The sequence below is a fragment of the Nostoc sp. UIC 10607 genome, from assembly GCF_047228265.1.
GTDB lineage: Bacteria > Cyanobacteriota > Cyanobacteriia > Cyanobacteriales > Nostocaceae > Nostoc > Nostoc foliaceum_A.
Genome location: NZ_JBIQNW010000040.1, coordinates 40,539 through 61,459 on the forward strand (window position 1 = coordinate 40,539; position 20,921 = coordinate 61,459).

Annotated in this window: 16 protein-coding genes and 1 pseudogene; 9 read left to right on the plus strand and 8 right to left on the minus strand. The window is 42.8% G+C overall.

Features of this window, described 5'->3' with window-relative positions; genetic code table 11:
* The first annotated feature begins 106 nt into the window (after positions 1 to 106).
* The 6 genes from rodA to ACEYW6_RS25585 all read left to right on the plus strand — a co-directional run bounded on the left by rodA (position 107) and on the right by ACEYW6_RS25585 (position 7,664).
* Complete coding sequence (rodA, locus tag ACEYW6_RS25560; RefSeq protein WP_412981959.1) at positions 107 to 1,420, plus strand: rod shape-determining protein RodA; 1,314 nt, start codon at positions 107 to 109, stop codon at positions 1,418 to 1,420.
* An 88-nt stretch (positions 1,421 to 1,508) separates the two neighbouring features.
* Positions 1,509 to 1,706, plus strand: a complete 198-nt coding sequence (locus ACEYW6_RS25565) for an NAD(P)H dehydrogenase subunit NdhS (RefSeq protein ID WP_190899062.1) — start codon at positions 1,509 to 1,511, stop codon at positions 1,704 to 1,706.
* 140 nt (positions 1,707 to 1,846) lie between these two features.
* A complete protein-coding gene (locus tag ACEYW6_RS25570) occupies positions 1,847 to 2,503 on the plus strand; it encodes an HAS-barrel domain-containing protein (protein WP_190899133.1) in 657 nt (218 codons plus the stop codon).
* A gap of 145 nt (positions 2,504 to 2,648) precedes the next feature.
* Positions 2,649 to 4,787: a cation:proton antiporter gene (locus tag ACEYW6_RS25575; protein WP_412981960.1), complete on the plus strand. Its 2,139-nt coding sequence runs from the start codon at positions 2,649 to 2,651 to the stop codon at positions 4,785 to 4,787.
* Positions 4,788 to 5,172: 385 nt separating this feature from the next.
* Positions 5,173 to 6,123 (plus strand): UDP-glucuronic acid decarboxylase family protein, encoded by a 951-nt coding sequence (locus tag ACEYW6_RS25580; RefSeq protein WP_190899076.1) that lies wholly within the window; start codon positions 5,173 to 5,175, stop codon positions 6,121 to 6,123.
* Positions 6,124 to 6,272: 149 nt separating this feature from the next.
* Positions 6,273 to 7,664 carry a UDP-glucose dehydrogenase family protein gene (locus tag ACEYW6_RS25585; protein WP_190899078.1) on the plus strand — a complete coding sequence of 464 codons (1,392 nt, stop codon included), beginning with the start codon at positions 6,273 to 6,275 and terminating at the stop codon, positions 7,662 to 7,664.
* 147 nt (positions 7,665 to 7,811) lie between these two features.
* Here ACEYW6_RS25585 and ACEYW6_RS25590 read toward each other — a convergent pair whose 3' ends face one another.
* Complete coding sequence (locus ACEYW6_RS25590) at positions 7,812 to 8,606, minus strand: DUF2993 domain-containing protein (protein ID WP_412981961.1); 795 nt, start codon at positions 8,604 to 8,606, stop codon at positions 7,812 to 7,814.
* 202 nt (positions 8,607 to 8,808) lie between these two features.
* Here ACEYW6_RS25590 and ACEYW6_RS25595 point away from each other — a divergent pair, with 202 nt between their 5' ends.
* A complete protein-coding gene (locus ACEYW6_RS25595; protein ID WP_412981962.1) occupies positions 8,809 to 10,269 on the plus strand; it encodes a hypothetical protein in 1,461 nt (486 codons plus the stop codon).
* Positions 10,270 to 10,374: 105 nt separating this feature from the next.
* Here ACEYW6_RS25595 and ACEYW6_RS25600 read toward each other — a convergent pair whose 3' ends face one another.
* The 4 genes from ACEYW6_RS25600 to glyA all read right to left on the minus strand — a co-directional run bounded on the left by ACEYW6_RS25600 (position 10,375) and on the right by glyA (position 13,626).
* Positions 10,375 to 10,596: a type II toxin-antitoxin system HicB family antitoxin gene (locus ACEYW6_RS25600; RefSeq protein ID WP_412981963.1), complete on the minus strand. Its 222-nt coding sequence runs from the start codon at positions 10,594 to 10,596 to the stop codon at positions 10,375 to 10,377.
* A complete protein-coding gene (locus ACEYW6_RS25605) occupies positions 10,593 to 10,850 on the minus strand; it encodes a type II toxin-antitoxin system HicA family toxin (RefSeq protein ID WP_412981964.1) in 258 nt (85 codons plus the stop codon). Before ACEYW6_RS25605 ends, ACEYW6_RS25600 begins: the two co-directional genes overlap by 4 nt.
* Before the next feature lie 119 nt (positions 10,851 to 10,969).
* Positions 10,970 to 12,220, minus strand: coding sequence for a competence/damage-inducible protein A (locus tag ACEYW6_RS25610; RefSeq protein ID WP_412981965.1), 1,251 nt, complete (start codon positions 12,218 to 12,220; stop codon positions 10,970 to 10,972).
* A gap of 122 nt (positions 12,221 to 12,342) precedes the next feature.
* Complete coding sequence (gene glyA, locus ACEYW6_RS25615; RefSeq protein WP_412981966.1) at positions 12,343 to 13,626, minus strand: serine hydroxymethyltransferase; 1,284 nt, start codon at positions 13,624 to 13,626, stop codon at positions 12,343 to 12,345.
* 386 nt (positions 13,627 to 14,012) lie between these two features.
* On the opposite strand from glyA, the gene ACEYW6_RS25620 reads away from it, so the two are divergent.
* Both ACEYW6_RS25620 and ACEYW6_RS25625 read left to right on the plus strand, forming a co-directional pair.
* On the plus strand, positions 14,013 to 14,759 hold the full coding sequence (locus ACEYW6_RS25620; protein ID WP_412981967.1) for a hypothetical protein: 747 nt from the start codon (positions 14,013 to 14,015) through the stop codon (positions 14,757 to 14,759).
* A gap of 9 nt (positions 14,760 to 14,768) precedes the next feature.
* The gene (locus tag ACEYW6_RS25625) at positions 14,769 to 15,389 is read left to right on the plus strand and encodes a DUF4231 domain-containing protein (RefSeq protein ID WP_412981968.1); all 621 of its coding nucleotides are present in this window, start codon (positions 14,769 to 14,771) and stop codon (positions 15,387 to 15,389) included.
* 788 nt (positions 15,390 to 16,177) lie between these two features.
* On the opposite strand, the gene ACEYW6_RS25630 is transcribed toward ACEYW6_RS25625, so the two are convergent.
* The 3 genes and pseudogenes from ACEYW6_RS25630 to ACEYW6_RS25640 form a co-directional block, all read right to left on the minus strand.
* Positions 16,178 to 18,961 carry a M16 family metallopeptidase gene (locus ACEYW6_RS25630; RefSeq protein WP_412981969.1) on the minus strand — a complete coding sequence of 928 codons (2,784 nt, stop codon included), beginning with the start codon at positions 18,959 to 18,961 and terminating at the stop codon, positions 16,178 to 16,180.
* Between the two features lie 202 nt (positions 18,962 to 19,163).
* Positions 19,164 to 19,661 (minus strand): annotated as a pseudogene (locus ACEYW6_RS25635) (RNA-guided endonuclease TnpB family protein); the annotation flags it as partial.
* Between the two features lie 7 nt (positions 19,662 to 19,668).
* The gene (locus tag ACEYW6_RS25640) at positions 19,669 to 20,724 is read right to left on the minus strand and encodes a transposase (protein WP_412981970.1); all 1,056 of its coding nucleotides are present in this window, start codon (positions 20,722 to 20,724) and stop codon (positions 19,669 to 19,671) included.
* Between the last annotated feature and the right edge of the window lie 197 nt (positions 20,725 to 20,921).

Below are 20,921 nucleotides of genomic sequence, written 5' to 3' on the forward strand. Positions count from 1 at the left end.
GGGACAAGGGAGATGGGAATTGATTATTGTTCAATGCCCCATGCCCTATGCCTAATACCCCAACACTTACATTTAAAATCTAAAAGCTAAAGTCTAAACTGGCACCATGTTGTTAAAACGATCGCTCCCCAAAATTCGCTGGAAGTCTTGGGTTAAGCCCTGGCAGCATATAGATTGGCTACTTTTTTGTTTGCCGGTTGCTGTCAGTATCTTTGGCGGCCTGATGATTCTCAGTACGGAACTGAAGCAGCCAGTAACTGACTGGTGGTGGCACTGGATGGTAGCGGGTATTGGCGTGCTTATAGCCCTGTTTTTATCTCGTATCCGTTACGAACTTTTGATGCAGTGGCACTGGGTAACATATGCACTAACGAACTTCAGCTTAATCATAGTGATGATTGCTGGTAGTAGCGCCAAAGGGGCACAGCGGTGGATTAGTATCGCCGGCTTTAACGTGCAACCCTCAGAATTTGCCAAAGTCGGCATGATCATTACCTTAGCAGCTTTGCTACACAAGCGCACTGCTTCTACCCTCGAAGGTGTTTTCCGCGTTCTAGCAATCACCGCTATACCTTGGGGATTAATATTTTTACAGCCAGATTTAGCAACATCAATGGTTTTTTGTGCGATCGTTTTAGGAATGCTTTACTGGGCAAATGCTAACCCAGGCTGGTTAATTCTGATGATTTCTCCTGTGGTTGCTGCCATTTTGTTTAGTATATCTTGGCCTTTATCCGAGCCGATAGTTTTATTCAAAGAACTATCTTTTGGCCCATTAGGGATAGTTTGGTCAGTTGCGATGGCTATTGTGGGCTGGAAAACTCTTCCCTGGCGGCGATTTGGTTTGGGCACTATCGGTGCCTGGACTCTAAATATACTGGGTGGCGAATTAGGAGTCTTCGCCTGGAAGCATATTTTGAAAGAGTATCAAAAAGACCGATTAACTGTATTCATGAATCCCGATCACGATCCACTCGGTGCTGGGTATCACCTAATTCAATCTCGCATTGCCATTGGTGCTGGTGAAATTTGGGGATGGGGTCTGTTCAAGGGACCAATGACGCAACTGAATTTCGTACCGGAACAGCATACAGATTTTATTTTCTCCGCAGTGGGGGAAGAATTTGGTTTTGTCGGTTGTTTGGTAGTGCTGTTTGTCTTCTGCTTAATTTGCTTCCGTCTACTGCATGTTGCCCAAACCGCCAAAGATAACTTTGGTTCCTTGTTGGCTATTGGCGTTTTGTCTATGATTGTGTTTCAGCTGATTGTCAACGTTGGCATGACTGTTGGTTTAGCGCCCGTGGCAGGAATTCCCCTACCTTGGATGAGTTATGGGCGTTCTGCTATGCTGACTAACTTCATTTCCTTGGGAATAGTAGAATCGGTAGCAAATTTTCGGCAAAGACAGAAGTATTATTGATTCGTCATTTGTCATTTGCACTTCCCCAAGGACTAATGACTAATAAGAAGTATTAAGCTATTAAAAGGAAACAAGCGAGGCTAAAAACATGATTCTGCCTGGAGCAACTGTTCGCGTCAATAATCCCGCAGATACCTATTATCGCTACGAAGGACTCGTACAACGGGTGAGTGATGGCAAAGTAGCCGTATTATTTGAAGGTGGTAACTGGGATAAATTAGTTACCTTCCGTCTGAGCGAATTGGAACTCGTAGAGACCACAGCCGGACGTAAAAAAGCCAAATAATATTTAGTTAGCAGTTAGGAGTGAGATTAGTTAGGAGTGAGAAGTTAGGAGTTAGGAATTATGATTCTTCAACTCATCACTCCTCACTCTTAACTCTTAACTCATCATTCCTAACTCTTAACTCCAAACTCAGCACTCCCATGCGCCTCCCTCTACCACAGTTTGCTACTGGTGATCGCCATCCCAACCATATTGCGGAGGTGATTGAGACTACAAGTACAGAATTTTTAGCTCAGTGTTTGGAACCAGAAGATTTGAGTTTTCCCTCCATGCCACCCTTTGGTAGTTGGGTCTGTTCTGTAGATGAAGAATCGGGTAATCAAGTTTATGCCGTGGTATATTATGCCACAACTATGCCAATAGATTCCGTACACCGGGCCAGAGCTTTGGGGTTGTCATTACAAGACTTACGCGAGGAACAACCTCAGATATTTGCCATGCTGAGAACAGAATTCCGAGCTGCGATCGTTGGATTTGAACTATCTTCGCAAAATCAAAGTTATAACCAAAGAGTATATCAGTATCTACCACCCCGTCCCCCGCAAATTCATCAAGCTGTTTATCGGTGTGAACCAGAAGCTATCATTAAATTTACAGAAGAACTAGATTTTTTGCGGACACTCCTTTGTATTAATGGTGCGCCAGTAGAGTCTTTGACCGCAGCCGCCATTCGAGATGTATACCAGTTACGCAAAGCTGACCGAGAATGGCTAATTAAAGCTGGACGTAGCCTGAGCGTGCTACTTAAAGACGACTACGATCGCTTGCGGTTCATTTTGAGTCAAATCCATCCGTAGGTAGTTAGTTCTGAGACAATTGCCTAGTTAGTGTAAGTTAAGATATTTGATTTCTCGTCAGGTGGCTTCTCCATTTATTTATATCGATCAAGCGATCGCCCCCAAGGTAATCGCAGTTTTACCATAGCCCCTTCAATTCCTACCTATGGAACTCATATCACAAGTTCTTGCTCTGGAACCAACTTCCCAAGTTCTTGGCAAGGAACCAATTGTTCCCTTTGCTATTTTGCTGGCGGTCATCTTAGTTATACCCATCATATTTGAGCGGCTAAGATTACCAGGATTAGTGGGTTTGGTTTTCTCAGGGCTAGTACTTGGGCCCTCAGGCTGGAATCTATTTCAGTCTGACTCACCGATGATTAACCTGCTATCAGATATTGGGTTAATTTACTTGCTGTTTGTCGCCGGGCTAGAAGTTGATCTAGAAAAGTTTCGCCAGCAAAAAAGTCGTGCTTTTGGCTTTGCTAGCTTGACTTTCAGTGTACCCCTGGTGGTAGGAACCTTAGTAGGGCTGATTTTAGGCTATGGCTGGAATACATCAATATTAATTGGCTCTTTATTCGCTTCCTATACCCTTTTGGCATATCCCATAATCAGCCGTTTGGGAGTGGTAAACAACGAAGCTGTTACTGTCACTATTGGAGCTACCATTTTTACAGATATTGGCGCAGTAATAATTTTAGCCATCTGTGTAGCTGTCACTCATGCTGGAGCATTCAGCTTTGCTAAACTACTCACCTTGTCGGGTTGGTTAACTATTTACTCTGTTGCCGTTGTCACAGGCTTTGATTGGGCAGGCAAAGAATTTTTCAAACGGTCTGGAGACGACGAAGGAAACAAGTTTTTGTTTGTGTTGCTTTCTGTCTTTCTGGCAGCTGTGGGCGCTCAATTGATTGGGGTAGAAAAAATTGTTGGTGCCTTTTTAGCGGGTTTGGCAGTGAATGAAGCTGTAGGTGAAGGCCCAGTCAAAGAAAAGGTGGTATTTATTGGCAGTGTGCTATTCATTCCCATTTTCTTTGTTGATCTTGGTTTGCTGATCAATTTACCTGCTTTTGTGAACAACCTGGACACACTCAAGTTAACGCTGTTAATGATAGTCGGTTTGATTGTCAGTAAATTAATTGCAGCTTTGTTCACAAAATTGGTTTACCGCTATAACTGGCAAGAAATGCTAACCATGTGGTCGCTATCACTTCCCCAGGTTGGTACAACGTTAGCAGCAACGTTAGTGGGATATCGGGCAGGGTTGCTGCCACTAGAAGTATTACACAGCGTCATTGTCTTAATGGTTGTCACATCAACCTTGGGGCCGTTGATAACTAGTCGAATAGCTGTTGGTTTGAATTCCTCACCAGCCGAAGATTCAGCACCGCCCCTACCCGATCAAAACGCACCAGAGACAAACAGTGCTTTTACTATAGTCGTACCTGTCTATAATCCTCAGACCGAGCAGTATTTGATTGAAATGGCGGCGTTATTAGCGCGTCAATCTAAGGGAAAAATTATACCGCTTGCGATCGCTAATGCTGCTGCTCAGATGGATACACCCCAGTTAGATGCCTCTCTACAACGGAGTGAGCGGTTATTAACCAAAGCTACAGCACAAAGTCGAGTATTAGGCGTAGCGGCAGAACCAGTGCTGCGAATTGATGATGCCTTTGCTCAAGGAATTAGCAGAGCCGCTCGTGAACAAAAGGCTAATTTAATTGTTATGGGTTGGGGTAAACGGACTGGGTTGCGAGCGCGTTTATTTGGGAATGTGATTGATGGTGTGCTTTGGGCATCCCATTGTCCAGTAGCGGTGACACGTCTAGTAGAATCACCGAAAAAAATTCAGCGTATCTTAGTACCAATAGAAAATTTAACAGCTCCTACATTACAGCCTGTGCAATTTGCCCAGATGTTGGCAGAGGCAAATCAGAGCCACATTACTGTGCTGAATGTATGCGATCGCCGCACTAGTTCCAGTAAAATTGCTTGGAGGCGATCGCATCTTTCCCTACTAGTATCTAAATTAGCTTTGAACAATGCCCCAGAAATTCAAATTATCGCTCATGAAAATGTTGCTCAAGCAATTTTGCAAGCAGCACGATTATATGATTTAGTAGTTTTACCTTTTATACGTAATCGTACCAGTCCTGGAGGGTTAGCCATTAGCGATGTCACAACCCAGTTAGCCAGACAACTTACCTGCTCTATTGTCATGCTTGGAGAACCGCAACGGACTCAAACCACAAATGTAGTTATGTCTAACACGGTTACTGGCATTACATCTGCTGTATGATATGAGGCATACTTTAGTCCACTCACCTGAGCTTAGGCTGCCTTGGCGTAGCCATAGCACTGGCAATAAACTTTGCAACAAATGAATCAGCGTAGGTGCTGAAAACAGTCGTAACTGTAAAAACACTTTATATTGTTGAAGATTTGATGAACTTAGATGGAAGACTGACAATTTTTAGACAATGTTTGTTACTTTGCTAGTTAAATTGTTAAGGAAAGTAGGTAAAAATATCACAAAAGTACAACCGTAGAATAATAGGTAAGTTCAAGAACACTTTTTGATTAAGCCTTGTTAGTTTTTCGTTCTGTATTTTTGTCCCCAAGCTGGGTAATCTAAAAGATAAGTGCAATAGCTACTGAAAATATCTGTAACTAACTGGGAAACTATGAGAATTTTGGTGACGGGCGGTGCTGGGTTTATTGGTTCCCATCTCATCGACCGACTAATGACCGATGGGCATGAAGTAATATGCTTGGATAATTTTTACACTGGTCACAAACGGAACATCCTTAAATGGTTAGATAATCCGTACTTTGAACTGATCCGCCACGATATTACCGAACCAATTCGGTTGGAAGTTGATCAAATTTATCATTTAGCTTGTCCTGCCTCACCAGTACATTACCAGTACAACCCAGTTAAAACCGTTAAAACCAACGTGATGGGAACACTGAATATGTTGGGGCTGGCTAAACGGGTAAAAGCTAGGTTTTTCTTGGCTTCAACTAGTGAAGTATACGGTGATCCAGAAGTTCATCCCCAAACTGAAGAGTATAGGGGTAGCGTTAATCCCATTGGGATACGTTCATGTTACGACGAAGGAAAAAGAATTGCTGAGACTCTAGCATTCGATTATTACAGGCAAAATAAAGTTGATATTCGAGTTGTTCGGATATTTAACACCTACGGTCCAAGAATGTTAGAAAACGATGGTCGGGTGGTGAGCAACTTTATTGTTCAAGCCTTACGGGGTAATCCTTTAACTGTGTATGGGGATGGTTCGCAAACTCGTAGTTTCTGCTACGTTTCCGATTTGGTAGAAGGATTCATCCGTCTAATGAATGGCGACTACATTGGCCCAGTAAATTTGGGCAATCCTGGTGAATACACGATTTTACAATTGGCACAAGCTGTGCAAAATATGATCAACCCAGACGCGCAGATTAAGTTCGAGGCACTACCTTCGGACGACCCCCGGCGTCGCCAGCCTGATATCACAAAGGCAAAAACTTGGTTAAATTGGGAACCAACCATTCCTCTGCAAGAGGGGTTAAAACTAACAATAGAAGATTTTCGCGATCGCATTCAAAGCGATGTCAATAATTCAACCACCTGAGTGGCACCTAGCGTCGCTCTGAATTTTCATGCAGGCTTTACCCTATCGGTAGCTAGTATGCTTGGTGGCTGAGTTTTATGTCAGTGTCTAAGTGTCATATTCAGACTTCTTTTTGAAGACTAACCCCTAAAAAAGTGAGGAGTTAAAAAATGCGTGTTTGCGTGATTGGTACTGGTTACGTTGGTTTAGTTACAGGTGCTTGCTTGGCTCATATTGGGCATGATGTCATTTGCGTAGACAACAACGAAGAAAAAGTTAAGTTAATGAAGTCTGGGCAGTCCCCAATTTTTGAACCGGGACTCTCAGAAATTATGCAGTCTGCCATTCAAACAGAGAAGATTCATTTTACTAGTGATCTCGCTGCTGGAGTTTCCCACGGAGAAATTCTGTTTATTGCTGTGGGAACGCCACCTTTACCCACTGGTGAAAGTGATACTCGTTATGTTGAAGCTGTAGCTCGTGGGATTGGCGAAAATCTCAACGGTGGTTATAAAGTCATAGTGAATAAATCTACCGTACCCATTGGCTCAGGTGACTGGGTGCGGATGCTTGTTCTAGATGGTGTTGCTGAACGTCAGAAAACATTGGTACCCGCAGGTGGCGTGTCGAGTGATGATAAATTACCTGAGTTTGTAGCCGAGTTTGATGTGGTGAGCAATCCAGAGTTTTTGCGCGAAGGTTCGGCAGTTCACGATACCTTCAACCCCGATCGCATTGTACTAGGAGGCAATAGTCAAAAAGCAGTAGCCTTAATGCAACAACTGTATGCCCCAATTGTGGAACGCAAGTACGCTGATGATCAATCTTTACCTCCTGTGCCAATTCTGGCGACAGACCTGAGTTCGGCGGAGATGATCAAATATGCCGCTAATGCCTTTTTAGCCACTAAGATTAGTTTTATTAACGAAGTTGCTAATATTTGCGATCGCGTCGGTGCTGATGTCACCCAAGTAGCCAGAGGTATTGGTCTAGACTCCCGCATTGGTAACAAGTTTTTACAAGCTGGTATTGGTTGGGGTGGTTCTTGCTTCCCCAAAGATGTCTCCGCCCTGATTCACACTGCTGATGATTATGGCTATGAAGCCCAGCTAATGAAAGCTGCTGTCAGTGTCAACGAACGTCAGCGGTTGATTGCTTTGGAGAAACTCCAACAAGTTTTGAAAATTCTCAAAGGCAAAACAGTCGGACTACTCGGACTGACCTTCAAGCCAGATACCGACGACTTGCGCGATGCCCCAGCACTCATCCTAATTGAGCAACTAAACCGACTGGGAGCCAAAGTCAAAGCCTACGACCCCATTATTTCCCAAACAGGTATGCGTCATGGTCTTTCTGGAGTGTTAGTAGAAACCGATGCTGAAAGACTAGCTGATGGCTGCGATGCTTTAGTACTCGTGACCGAATGGAAGCAGTTCAGCACTCTCGACTATGTGAAGATGGCAAAATTGATGGCCCACCCCGTTATCATTGACGGTCGTAACTTCCTCGATCCCGAAGCAATGATCCGGGCTGGATTCCAATATGTAGGCGTGGGAAGATAGATATTTAGGAGTTAGGAGTTAGGAGTTAGGAATAATCAATAACTCCTAACTCCGTTCAAAACTTAAAGATTTACAGTACCGTCCAGAGTGATCTAGGCGGTATTTAATTTGTTTTAACTTTACCTTGCTTTTTTGCGTGACAATATATCAAGCGCTATGTGGAATACGTTCGATTTCAGCATATCCACTGAAAATAAGTTTTTGACCTTCAGTTTCTAATCGGTTGAGCCGCATTTTCACTCCATCAAGGTCAAAACGATCCAAATCGACCATATTATCTAAAATTTCTACCAGTGCCACGCTTAAGGTTTGCGAGATTTCCCGTTGTGCTTCTGGTACTTGATCAAGTTCGATTTTTGGATCTTTGAAAGAAACCCGCCGCCGCCTTTCAATGCCTATAGTTAGGATCATGCTCAGGGGTACAAGTTCGCCATTATTTAAATCCGCTTTTGCTACAAGCTGTAAGCGATTTTCTGGCAATAGCTGTACCTGGACTTCCGTAAAGGAGACTGGTTCACCGCCAGATAATGCCGTCAGTGATGGTACGGTGAGGTTAAGCAGGCGCTTTTTCACCAGTTCCGCATTAAAGGCTTGGTTTATGCCCTCTTCTGATAAAATTACTTGAGCGATCGCTTGAGTGGGTTGCTTAAGACTGAGTTTGCCACTTAAAACCGAGCCGAAGTCAATAGCAACTGCATCGGTTTCAAAAGACATCTCCTCAACCGCAAAATCTCTCCGAATCACCAAGCCACGACCGCTCATTTTGAAGCTATCAATGCTGCCTTGCAACAGTTTGCTGGAGGGATAGCAGCGCACAAAGACTTCTACTGACTCGCTTTGGGTAAACAGGTGGCGAATCGTTTGGCTGGCGACCGTATTGAGCATCCGCTCTCCCCAATCAGTGCCTTTAGGATCTGTTAAACCAGTAAGTCCGCCGAACATGTGGTTTTGGGTCTCTAGAAGTTCTTTATACTTTTGTAACAAATCGTGAAGAATACAGCAAGCGATCCCGTGATTAATTGTGCTGATGGATAGGAGTTGGATAGCTGATGGTTAGAAGTTAAATGTGTTAAATATTACTTTTGATCTAGTGAGTGGGAATAATTGAACTAAGTTATTGCTAAGATTCTCACCACTACTAAGTATGATACAGCTAAATATTCTAGAACTTGCCAAGCAGGGTGATATAAATGCGATTAACACTTTGGTAAGTCAGTGGTTAAATTTACCCAGCATTACGCCAAAAACTAGTTTCAAACAAAATTGTCTACAGATAATGCTGGAATCATTTGAAGTTCCAGTACAACAGTTAGTAGTTCCACTTATTTGTGATCGATTAATTAATTTAGGCATCCAATCTTTTAATAATGTCAAAATATACGGTAGAGTAACAGGCGAGGATTTTCCAGATTGGCAACAAGAGTTTGAGTTAAAAGTACAGCTAATTACACCTTCATCCATAGCTCAAGCAAAAGTTGACATTGTATCCTCCAATGTCATTACAACAACAGATGGTCAATCATCACTACAAAAACCATCTTTTTTCGGGTCATTTTTTGGAGCAGTGTCAGGAACAGCAGGAGCAGTAGGGAGTGCTGCTGTTCAAGTTGGACAAGCTGTTGCAGGGGCGGCTGTAGGTATTGGCGGTGCAGTTGGGGGTGCAGCTTTACAAGCAACGCAAATAGTAGGACAGGCACTAGCAATTGTTGGGAATAATCCTCAATTGCAAGTAGCAATAAAATCTCTCAATCAAGATTGGTTAAATCCTTTAATTCAACAGGTTGATTTAGTTAAAGCCGAGGCTGCCGTTAGAAAGCTACAGCAAGAACACCCAAATGAAGAACCAGCACAAATTGCCCATCATCTTATGCTGGAAAAAGCTGTTTTAGCAGGAGGAACAGGGCTTGCTAGTAGTTTTGCACCAGGACAAGCGGCTGCAATGTTTATGGTGGATTGGGCTGCTACATCTGCATTATCAGTGGAGTTAGTCTATCAAATCGCTGCTGCCTATGGAATGAATTTAAATGATTCCGAGCGCAGAGGAGAGGCAGTAGCAATTTTTGGTTTAGGGCTGGGTGGAAAAACAGCAATCAAAGCAGGTTTGGGTTTACTACGAAACTTGCCAGTAGCGGGAGCCGTCATTGGTGCTAGTTCAAATGCAGTAATGATCTACACATTAGGTTATGCGGCTTGTCAGTTTTATGAAGCAAAGCAGAATCCATTAACTTTAGAGGCAACATTAGTAGATGCTCAGGTAGAGAGTGAAAAATTTATTGAAGCTGCTATTTCCCAAGAAAAAATTATGGATCAGATTTTGGTTCATATTGTTTTAGCAGGTAATCCAGATAACTCTTGGGAAGATATTTTACCAGAATTACAAGCTGCCAACCTTAGCCCTGCCTCAATCGATGCGATCGCTTCTCATATCAAATCTCCACCATCTTTAGAAACTTTACTTGAGCAAATTAATAGTGATTTTGCCGTACCTTTACTAGCTCAATGTCAAAAAGTTGATCATCTAGATGGGATAATTACACCGGCAGAAGCTAAGGTAATAGATTCTATTAAGAAAAAGTTAAACTTTGATTTGACTGCAATCAAATAACCTGAACATTGGTGTTAATATTTTTTACCAAAGGCGATCGCAATCTCCACATAAAAGTGCGATCGCCTACGGCGGGCGGGTACGCCATCGCAGCACATCCATTAATCATGAGGCTACTTGGTAAATTGCAGGTCGATATCTTGGTTCAGGAGTTGGTTTACCCTCAACTTTGGCAGCATCTAACCATGCTGCTTTTGCTTGCAAGACTTCACGAAGTGCTTCTTCTTCAGTTAGACCAAATGCTGAACAATATTTCAGATCAGGAATATCAGCAATGTAGCCATCATCTTCTTCACTGTAGAAGATATTAATGTGATAATGCTTCATCCTTCATCCTCCAAAGTAAGTGCATATTTTTCAATCAAAATCAGAAATTGACGAATTTGATACGGAACAGCTTCGCCCTTTCGATTTTGCAAGTTAACAAGCTCAGGAATATCCTGGTGAGTAAAGATGTGATGACTGCCATTAACGCGTGATAGAGAAAATCCAAATGCCTCAACCAGAGTAACCAGTTCATTAAATTGAATATTCTTGGAACCAGAAAGAACTTTCTCTAGCAATTTACGCTTTTTCGACATTTTTACACCCTATCTTCGTCAAACTAGAAGTACGTAGATGTGGAGTGACTTGTTGTTAAACATTGCAACCTCTACACAAAGTGCGTAGACGCAGCCCGCTGTAGGCATCGCACCCTTTCCTACCTCGTCAACAACTTTCGTCGCAGATTATCCAACGCTGCATTTGCACTCACATGACGAATTAGAGCGCGTCCTCGCACTGTACCAAATTGATACTCAAAACTTGTCACTTCATCCTTTGGCCCAGCTAAACCAATGTAAACTAAACCCACCGGCTTAGTATCTGTCCCTCCAGTTGGGCCAGCAATACCAGTGATACTCAATCCCCAAGTGGTTGCAAGGCGGGTTTTTACCCCAACTGCCATTTGCTCTGCAACGATCGCGCTTACCGCCCCAAATTTATCTAAATCTTCCTGGTTAACCCCCAGCAGCCCAACCTTCACCGAATTGTCATAAGAAATTACTCCACCCCAAAAGTAATCAGAACTCCCAGAAATCTCAGTCAACATTTGCCCTAAACCGCCACCAGTGCAAGATTCTGCCACCGAAAGCGTTTCTTTTGATGCCCGCAATAACTGGCCAACCACGGAAGCAAGAGTATCATTATTAACGCCGTAGAAATCTAGTCCGGCAATTTCTGTAAGTTGTTTTTCAATGGGCGCAATTAGGTCTTCTGCGGCTGCCTCTGAAGTGGCTTTAGCTGAGACTCGCAATCTTACTTCCCCCTTACCTGCATAAGGGGCTACTGTCGGATTTGGTAACTTCAAATAAGAAGCAACTTTTTCTGCCAAAGCAGATTCACCAATACCCCAAAACTTTAAACTCCGGCTGTAAATAGTTTCCTTACCCCAACCTTGACTTTTGAGAAATGGCACAGCTGTTTCTTCCCACATCAGGTGCATTTCACTAGGAACACCGGGAAAGGTAAAAATCGTGATTTCAGGGCGAGGCTGCCAAATAATACCGGGTGCTGTTCCACTGGGGTTGGGTAGAATTTCTGCACCTTGGGGAATCAAAGCTTGCTTGCGGTTACTTGGTGACATAACCCGGCCTCGTTGGGCGAATTTTTGGGTTATGTCTTCGATAATTTGTGGGTGTTCTACCAACGGAACTTTAAAAAAATCGGCGATTGTTTCGCAGGTGAGATCATCTGGTGTCGGGCCGAGTCCACCAGTAAAAATGAGAATTTGCGCTCTAGAAATAGCAATTTCTATAACTTGCTTCAACCGTTCTGGATTATCCCCAACCACTGTTTGATAGTAGTGGGGGATACCTAGCTGCGCTAATTGTTGCGCCAAAAATTGAGCATTGCCGTTGAGAATATCTCCTAGCAACAGTTCAGTACCAACACAAATAATTTCTGCACTCATTAGGAATAGTTAGGAGTTAGGAGTTAGGAGTTAGGAGTTAGAAGTTAGGAGTTAGAAGTTAGAAGTTAGGAGTTCAAAACTTAAAACTCATCACTCCTAACTATTAACTCTTAACTATGATCTCAGGCTAGGGCTGGTACAGGAATTTCCAGGTGAGGATATAAGGGGAAGCGATCGCACAATGCTGCTACTCGTTGCCGACAATCTTGGGTTACTACGTCGGAATCTGGAGAAAGCAGGCGATCGCTAATAATATTTCCAATCTCGGTAAATTCTGCTACTCCTAAGCCCCGTGTGGTCATTGCAGGCGAACCTAACCTTAGTCCACTGGTAACAAATGGCGATTGCGGATCAAAGGGAATAGTATTTTTGTTAGCAGTAATATTCACAGTACTGACTAGCTGATCTGCCTGCTTACCAGTTAGACCGACAGAGCGTAAATCCACGAGAATTAAATGATTGTCAGTGCCATTTGACACTAACTTTAAACCTCGATTTTGTAGTTGTTCTGCCAAAGCACGAGCATTGTCAATCACTTGGGCAGAATAGGTTTTAAATTCAGGCTTTAGGGCTTCTCCAAAAGCTACTGCTTTACCAGCAATAACGTGTTCCAATGGCCCGCCTTGGGTGCCAGGAAAAACAGATTTATCTAGCTTTTTACCTAGTTCTGCGTCGCTAGTCAAGATTAAACCACCTCTAGGGCCGCGTAGAGTCTTATGGGTAGTTGTTGTTACTACATGACAATGAGGAATGGGATCGGGATGAAGACCAGTAGCAACTAAACCAGCAATATGAGCAATATCAGCAAGTAAGTAAGCGCCGATTTCATCAGCAATGCTACGGAACTTTTCAAAGTCAATTATACGGGGATAAGCCGAATAACCACAAATCAGTAGCTTAGGACGCTCCCTCAGCGCCAGCTCCCGAATTTGATCGTAGTCAAGTTGTTCTGTTTGTTGACTGACACCGTAGTGGCTAACTTGGAACCACTTACCTGAGACATTTACAGGTGAACCGTGGGTGAGATGTCCCCCATGAGACAAATCCATCCCCATAATTTTGTCTCCTGGTTCTAACAGCGACAGGAACACTGCAAAATTGGCTTGTGCGCCAGAATGGGGTTGCACATTCGCATGAGCAGCACCAAATATCTGTTTAGCGCGATTGATCGCTAGTTGCTCGATTTTGTCGATAAACTCACAACCGCCATAATAGCGTTTACCAGGTAATCCCTCAGCATATTTATTTGTCAGTACCGAACCTTGAGCCGCCAGTACAGCGGCGGAAGTAAAGTTTTCACTAGCAATCAACTCTAAGTGGTCTCGCTGACGCTGTAGTTCGTCGTTGATTAACTCCGCGATCGCTGGATCGGTGGAGGTAAGAAAGTCTGAGTTAGTCTTAGTCACTTTAATTATCCTTGTGGAAATTTGTACAACGGCTGATTTTGGTTGGGTGCAGCACTTAACAGTCCACTTTCAAGAGTCCATAGCCCAAAGTCTATAGTTCAATGATTTTTGACTGCTCTACAGAGGCGATTAATCGTCTCCGTACTCTGGAAGTTTATTTGTGCCAACTTATTTATTATTAGACGCAAGCTCGATTAATGCATTAATTATCATAACGTTGGTTTTTGAAGCTGTGCTAAATAAAGCGTCTTGCGTAGGCGTAGCCCGTCGGAGACATCGCTCCTCTGTAGGACGTTTCGGCAATTGACTGTGCGTAATACGACGCTTGCGGAACATGACTGTGAAGTTCTACCCTGGAAAACTTAAGCAGTCGGGATTCTTGACAAATGAAAAATTTTTTGAAACTTACCTTTAACAACGAACAAACAGCATTAGCTATTCGAGTTGATCAACAAACTGAATTACCAGATGCTCTTGAGCGAATAGGGCTTGGCGGTTCGCGTCCTGTTTTAGTAGTGGTGGGGGGTGCAAGTAACATCAGTGAAGCTGACTTTCTCCGCATTCAACGGTTGTTTACGGAAGTTTTAGCCCCCATCGCCGAAAGTTTGGGGGCTTATGTTGTGGATGGAGGTACGGATGCGGGAGTCATGCAATTGATGGGTCAGGCTCGTACCCACATAGGTGCTAAGTTTGCTTTGATTGGTGTGACTCCCGAAAGCAAAGTGGTTTTACCTAATCAACAAGAACCTGCTGCTGATTTGACACCGTTAGAGCCAAACCATACTCATTTTGTACTAGTTCCTGGCAATAATTGGGGCGATGAGTCTCCTTGGATATCTGGCGTTGCAACTGTACTGGCCAATAAGGCACCTTCGGTAACTGTACTTTTAAACGGTGGTGAGATTACCTTTGAGGATGCGTTTTCTAGCGTTAATACTGGAAGGTTAGTTGTTGTGATTGCTGGTAGTGGTAGAACCGCAGATATACTTGCAGATGCTTTGCGTGGACAGGCTACCGATGAACGAGCTAAAAAATTAGCGAAATCTGGTACATTACAATACATCGACTTAATCGATATAGAGAAGGGAGTTGAAAACTTAAGCAAAACAATTCAAAATTTGCTTTCTAATTAGGAGTTAATAATGGCAAAAAAAGATAGTTATCAGGAATTTTTAAAGGAAGATTTTAACAAGTTATTTGAAGGTATGAAGTTAGGCGATGTGCAAAGACATTTTCTGCGATCGCGCTGGTTAGACCAAGTACTCTGGATGGAAGGTAAGGCAAATTTCTCACGCGATCGCCATTATTTTTGGCGGATAACAACTATTATTGGTGGTGTAATTCTCCCAGCGTTAGTAAGCTTAAACATTAATAGTACTCTACAAGTTAACAATAATAGAGCCAGGGATCTCATTCTCTGGTCAACTTTTGGTCTAAGCCAAATAGTTGCTATTAGTGCTGCCATTGAAGAGTTTTTTCACTATGGAGAACGTTGGCGACACTATCGCCGGACAGTCGAATCTTTGAAAACCCAAGGGTGGCAATTCTCACAATTGACAGGGCCTTATCGTAATTATACAACCCATGAACAGGCGTTTAATGTTTTTGCAGGTCATGTAGAAGATATTATCCAACGAGATGTGGAAATATATGCCACTCAAGTTGTACAAGAAAAGAAAGAAGAACAACAGAGTCAGGAAAACTATTTTCTGATGCCAAATACAAAGATAACCAATTTGGAAGAAAAGAAAGAAGAAGAATAAAATCAAGAAACCAATATATAGCAAGAGTTTAGAGTTTGGAGCAAAATTTGCTCTAGTTACCTCGTTTTTAAGGATGGGTTAGGGAGGATAAAGAATTAATCCAAACGTATTGATTTAAAACCATTCTCATCTGCGTTGGCGCAGCCCACCGCAGGCATAGCTAGGAGATAGAAACGATCACATTTTTAAATAAACTCTCCCCCGTTAGATAAAAACATGAGGAGAGCTAAAACCAAAGTCCGGTAGGGTAATCGGGCTACTTATGTTTTTATTATTTATGGACTTTATCTGATTCCTCCTTAAGACATATAAATATATCATTGGAATTATATGTTGGTAGCTTAAAAAAAATCCCCATTGCTATCTAGAAATGGGGAAATATGAGTTAAAGTTCGTCAGGTGATCGGAATATCTGTTTATTTTGTCTTGATACCATCTTTCTCAATTCCTCCGCTAGATAGATAAATATTCTATTAATATGTTCAGGTATGTATCTCTTAGCACTATAAGGATAATTTTAAGAATAATAGAGATGTATTAGGGGCGCACAGCTAGGTGTACACCCCTAATAAAAACCTGTTATTTCTTGCAACTGAAAACCGCTATATCTGACAATAAGCTTAGGTTAACAATTGATCCTTCCTAACACTCCTTAAAAAAGAGAGAACTAGAGTAAGCCTTTTTAAAACAGGGCTATTTCATTCGAGAAGGAACGGATTTTGTTAAAACCATAAGCAAGAAATAAGCATCTTCGTTAGTAATCGAAAAATTACCGCCTCAACTAGTAATTAACCTCCCTTGGGTACAGTATCTCCAGGCCCAGCGGTGACAATTACCATATTTTCTGGCTTAATTAAATCCTCAATTGCCTGTTGCATCTGAGGCATAGTGACTGCTTGAATCCGCTGGGAAAACTCTCGGATTTCTGATCGTGAAAGTCCTAAGACAGCATTATTCAAAATGATGCTTGATACATTACTGGGATTAGCTAAATCCACAGGGTAGCTATTAGTAATTGAGCGCTTTGCCGTGTTGAATTCAGCCTCAGTCACTCCTTGCTCGCGCAACTGTTTGAGTAAAGCGAGAGTACTGGCGATCGCTTTTTGGGTATCAAGAGGAGCAGTCTGCATCTGAATCAAGAACGGGCCGGGATTGATTCCGGCGGCAAAGGCACTATAGATACCGTAGGTTAGACCAAGGCGATCGCGCACTTCCGTACCCAAGCGACTCGATAAGGTATCACCACCCAAAATTTGATTCAGTACCAGTGCTGCATAATAACGTGGGTCTTTGCGAGAGATGCCGTTGTAGCCAATGTAGGTAACAGCCTCTGCTTTACCAGGAATTACTTTGTTTACACGTGTCAAATTTTGCGGTAATGGCACGGTTGGTATTTTAAGCACAGGTGGCTTACCTGTGGCTTCCCATTTGCCAAACGCCTGATTCAGCAAATCTTTTACCTTAACTGGATCAAAGTCTCCAACTATTGCGATCGTCGTGCTATCTGGTCGGTAGTGTGTCTGATAGAAAGCAAGCAAATCATCACGAGTAATACTCTTTAAACTCTCAGCCGTGGGAAAGCTATGGAATGGATGATTCTCAGGGTAAATTACTTGCTGGAATACTTGTCGTCCCAATCCTCTGGGGTCATCTAGCTGGACTTTAAGATTTGTCAACGCCCGTTGGCGACTCAGTTCTAACTGTTCGGCAGGGAAAGTGGCGTTTTCTAACACATCTGCCAAAGTTTGAATCAATATCGGCAGGTTCGCTGAAAGTCCCTCACCGCTAACGCTAACTCCCTCGCGGCTGGCACTGAAGTTCAAACCGGCTCCCCGGTCTTCTAAGGTTTTTGCTAGGGTAAGAGCATTTTTAGTCTGCGTCCCATTCATTAAGTTGTTTGCAGTCAGATTCGCTAATCCAGCTTTTTGATTACCATCAAATTCAGTACCAGCATCAATTTGTCCACTCAGGTTAATGGTGGGAAGGTTGCGATCGCGCAAAAGCAAAACCCGCAAACCATTATTTAAGGTAAACTCTTCTGGTAGTGATTGTTTGCTCGAATCTGTAGCTGATGTGGCAGGTGGCAGATATTTAGCCAGTTCTGCTGGATCTACAGGTTTACCGGGGCTGAAATTTTCCACTGTGCGACCAGAACCAGCGCCAGAAGCCCCTGGTTTGCCATCTGGTTGAGTTGGCTCAAAGAAGCCGATGGTTTGTTTAGCCGGATTTAGGTAGGTTTTCGCTGCTTGCTGCACCTGGGCTGGGGTGACTTTTGCGATCGCAGCCAGATACTTTTCAATAAAACGATAATCGCCGGCCACAGTTTGGTTATATCCAAGTTGGCTAGCTTGACTAGTGATGTCTTGGTTACCCAAAACAAAGGAGGCTTGTAGTTGCGTCTTTGCCCGGTTTAATTCTTCTGTAGTAACTGGCTGCTGTTGCAATTTTGCTAAGGTTTGCTGGAGCACCTGAGCAATTTTCCCTAACTCTTGACCCGGAGCTGCCGTAGCATTAATTTCATACCAACCTAGTTCGATGAGTTCGGCAGCACCGCCACTAACTGAACTAGCGAGTCCAGATTCTACCAAAGCCTGATAAAGTCTAGAGCTACGTCCACCTGTGAGAATGGCATCCATCATATCAATTGCCGGGACATCAGGATGTTTGATATCTGGCAGAGGATACACTGCTTGCAGTAGTGCCGCGCTTCCAGGTTGCTTTAAAACAATAGGCGCTTTTTTAGTAGTAGGGGCAACCGGAGAAGAGGCGGTGATATTTCCCCTCACCACGTCTCCACGTCCTTGCGTCCCAATGTCCTCTTTTCCTCGTTTTGCCAACTTCCCATAAGTTTCTTTAACAACTTTGAGTACAGGTTCTGTGGCAAAATCCCCTGTAATTACCAATGTGGCATTTTCTGGGCTGTAGTAGGTTCGGTAATAATTCCGCACCTGCTCCACCGTGAATTTTTCTACATCAGCTTTTGTACCTCCTACAGGTAAGCCATAAGCTCTGCTAGGAAAAGCATCTCGCATCACTGCCCGACTCAGACGATAGTCTGGTGAATTTTCGTACCCCTGTAATTCGGAGATCACCACCCGCTTTTCACTTGTGAGCTGTTCAGGCCCAACTAAAGAGTTTTCCATGCGATCGGCTTCCAGTGTCAACAATGCTTCGAGTTTGTCTCGTTGCACTGTGCCAAAGTAAGCTGTTTCGTCATAACTAGTAAAGGCATTGAACTGGCTACCCAAGGCACTAAACAACCTTCCGAACTGCACTGGACGGGCAGTTGTACCTTTGAACATCAAATGTTCTAGCTGGTGAGAAATGCCATTTTCTCCCTTAACTTCGTTACGTGAACCAACTTTATACCAAACTTGTACGCTCACTACTGGAGCGGTATGGACTTCCTTAGTTAGCACTGTTAAGCCGTTGTCCAATACCGTTTTTTGCACCCCTTGGGTGAATGAGAGAGCAGATACAGGTGCGACTGCTGTTGGTGTTGCAGCAGTGGTGAAATTGCCCGAAAAAGGCACAATACTTAGGAGAAGGCTGAGTAAAAACCCGATAATCATATATGAGCGTAGCTTCATAAGCAATACGAAATTCAAGTTGATAAAACACAATTAAAGAAGAAATGCAAAGGTTCAATTTCCAAAATTCCAAAACCTCTCATTTTTAATTTTGCATTTGAGTAATTATGGTAATTATTTAATGCTAAGTCATGTCACAAGTTACCATCCGGCTGGAAACACCACGATTGGTGCTACCTACATTTCAGGATAGTAAACTACCTACGCTCACCGCAAGCGGTGAGCGTAGGCTTTTAAGTAGCCCTGAACTAACCGTACTGAGTTCACAGCACAAACAGTTCGAGCCTCTGGGCGAGTTTACAAGATTCACCCCAATAGTAGCAATATTTTTTGCTCCATTAAAATCAGCATCACCACTCCAAGAACAAGCCTCATTAGTACATTTGAAACGCTTGTCAGAACGCAATCCAATATGTAGGCATTGATGGCAAGTTTGACTTGTCCAAGCTGGAGGAACAGCAATTATTTCTACTCCAAATTGGACACCTTTGTATTCCAAAAAAGACCTTAACTGATAAAAAGACCAAGAGTTAGAATGTCTACGTTCTGTCTTGCTTCTTGGCTTCTGGTTGGTTCTTTCACGAATACCTGTTAAGTCTTCAATTGCTACTGCTGCATTATTTTTTAATGCGTCCTGAATAATGGACTTGCTAATGTTGTGGTTTAGCCATTGTTGAAATCTTCAGGACTTACGCATTGACAGGAATCTGAATATGTGAATTCAAGTTCATCCTTTGTTCAAGATGTTCCAGAATAAAGTCACGAGCCACCTGAAGAGACAAATTTCGCTGGACTTCATACCAGTTTTCAATTAACTCTTGAGTTCGCATTAGTTCTAGTTGTGTGAAAGCGCGGATAGCACTAAAAAAGTGAGTTTTAATTGCCTCAGATGTCCTCACCATGAATAGCTCAATTCCACACACTTGTTTGATGGCTCGATGGTAACATTCAATCCCCCAATGAATCGAATGTAACTCCTTAAATTCGACGAGAGAAATTAAAAATAGTGCATCTTTGTCAGGCACATACATGATGTAATATCTGGGAATCTCGTTTTTGAAAAGTCTCCGAAATACTTTCACTTGTCCAAACTTTTTCAGATGCACTATTAACCCATTCTCTGGAATTTCTAGATTTTGAACTTGGGTAAAATTTTTACCATCAACTGAACACAAGCGATTTTTAGCTATCCCAGTTAAAAACTTTAATCCCTTGTCTTTAAAGAACTTCAGGTTCCTTTTACTGGAATACCAAGCATCAGTGGTTACATTCTCAGGCTCCAAACCCCAATGCAAAACCTCAGTAATCATATCTCGTAAATAATCATTTTTCGTCTGACCATCTTGTTTATCATAAATACGATAATTTACAGGTACATATTTACCTGATAAATCGGTGTAATACAAGGTAATTAGTTGAATCCCTTTAACTGTACGATGATGCCTTCCTGAATAAATGTAAGTAATTAATTCTGTTAGTTTCGGGTCACTATGAGGCTTATCAATTACGGTATCATCTGCACTTAATGTACCACCTACTAAATTGATATGCAGCTTAACTTCATCAAATAAATCCTTTGGCTCGTAACGCTCACGTAGCAAAAATCTGTTGACACTATCATGTGACAAATCTTCCATAATATCTGCTAAACGTGTGCAGCCTGGATACTTTGATTCTGCCAATAAAAACAGAGTGTAAGTGTTGAGGTCACACTTTGCAGTTGATGGCTTGGTAGTTACTCTGATTGTCCATGCCCTCAATAGAGACAGTGTAAATTATCTATCTTTTCAGCCCCCTACTGCTAGCGATCGCTTATTCTTTTCTTCCCTGCATTTTTTTTCTCATTTGTCAATGCGTAAGTTCTGATCTTCTCTCCTTCCCCGACAACCGTTGCAAAATCTGTCTTGCCCTGCGGCGAGTAGACCTTGTGCCTTTCGTGGCA

Coding starts and splice junctions, on each gene's coding strand:
- ACEYW6_RS25625 (WP_412981968.1), top strand. CDS start 14,769: ATGGCAAAAAAAGATAGTTATCAGGAATTTTTAAAGGAAGATTTTAAC.
- ACEYW6_RS25575 (WP_412981960.1), top strand. CDS start 2,649: ATGGAACTCATATCACAAGTTCTTGCTCTGGAACCAACTTCCCAAGTT.
- ACEYW6_RS25570 (WP_190899133.1), top strand. CDS start 1,847: ATGCGCCTCCCTCTACCACAGTTTGCTACTGGTGATCGCCATCCCAAC.
- ACEYW6_RS25630 (WP_412981969.1), bottom strand. CDS start 18,961: ATGATTATCGGGTTTTTACTCAGCCTTCTCCTAAGTATTGTGCCTTTT.
- ACEYW6_RS25600 (WP_412981963.1), bottom strand. CDS start 10,596: ATGAAGCATTATCACATTAATATCTTCTACAGTGAAGAAGATGATGGC.
- ACEYW6_RS25585 (WP_190899078.1), top strand. CDS start 6,273: ATGCGTGTTTGCGTGATTGGTACTGGTTACGTTGGTTTAGTTACAGGT.
- ACEYW6_RS25595 (WP_412981962.1), top strand. CDS start 8,809: ATGATACAGCTAAATATTCTAGAACTTGCCAAGCAGGGTGATATAAAT.
- ACEYW6_RS25590 (WP_412981961.1), bottom strand. CDS start 8,606: ATGTTCGGCGGACTTACTGGTTTAACAGATCCTAAAGGCACTGATTGG.
- ACEYW6_RS25610 (WP_412981965.1), bottom strand. CDS start 12,220: ATGAGTGCAGAAATTATTTGTGTTGGTACTGAACTGTTGCTAGGAGAT.
- ACEYW6_RS25620 (WP_412981967.1), top strand. CDS start 14,013: ATGAAAAATTTTTTGAAACTTACCTTTAACAACGAACAAACAGCATTA.
- ACEYW6_RS25605 (WP_412981964.1), bottom strand. CDS start 10,850: ATGTCGAAAAAGCGTAAATTGCTAGAGAAAGTTCTTTCTGGTTCCAAG.
- ACEYW6_RS25565 (WP_190899062.1), top strand. CDS start 1,509: ATGATTCTGCCTGGAGCAACTGTTCGCGTCAATAATCCCGCAGATACC.
- rodA (WP_412981959.1), top strand. CDS start 107: ATGTTGTTAAAACGATCGCTCCCCAAAATTCGCTGGAAGTCTTGGGTT.
- ACEYW6_RS25580 (WP_190899076.1), top strand. CDS start 5,173: ATGAGAATTTTGGTGACGGGCGGTGCTGGGTTTATTGGTTCCCATCTC.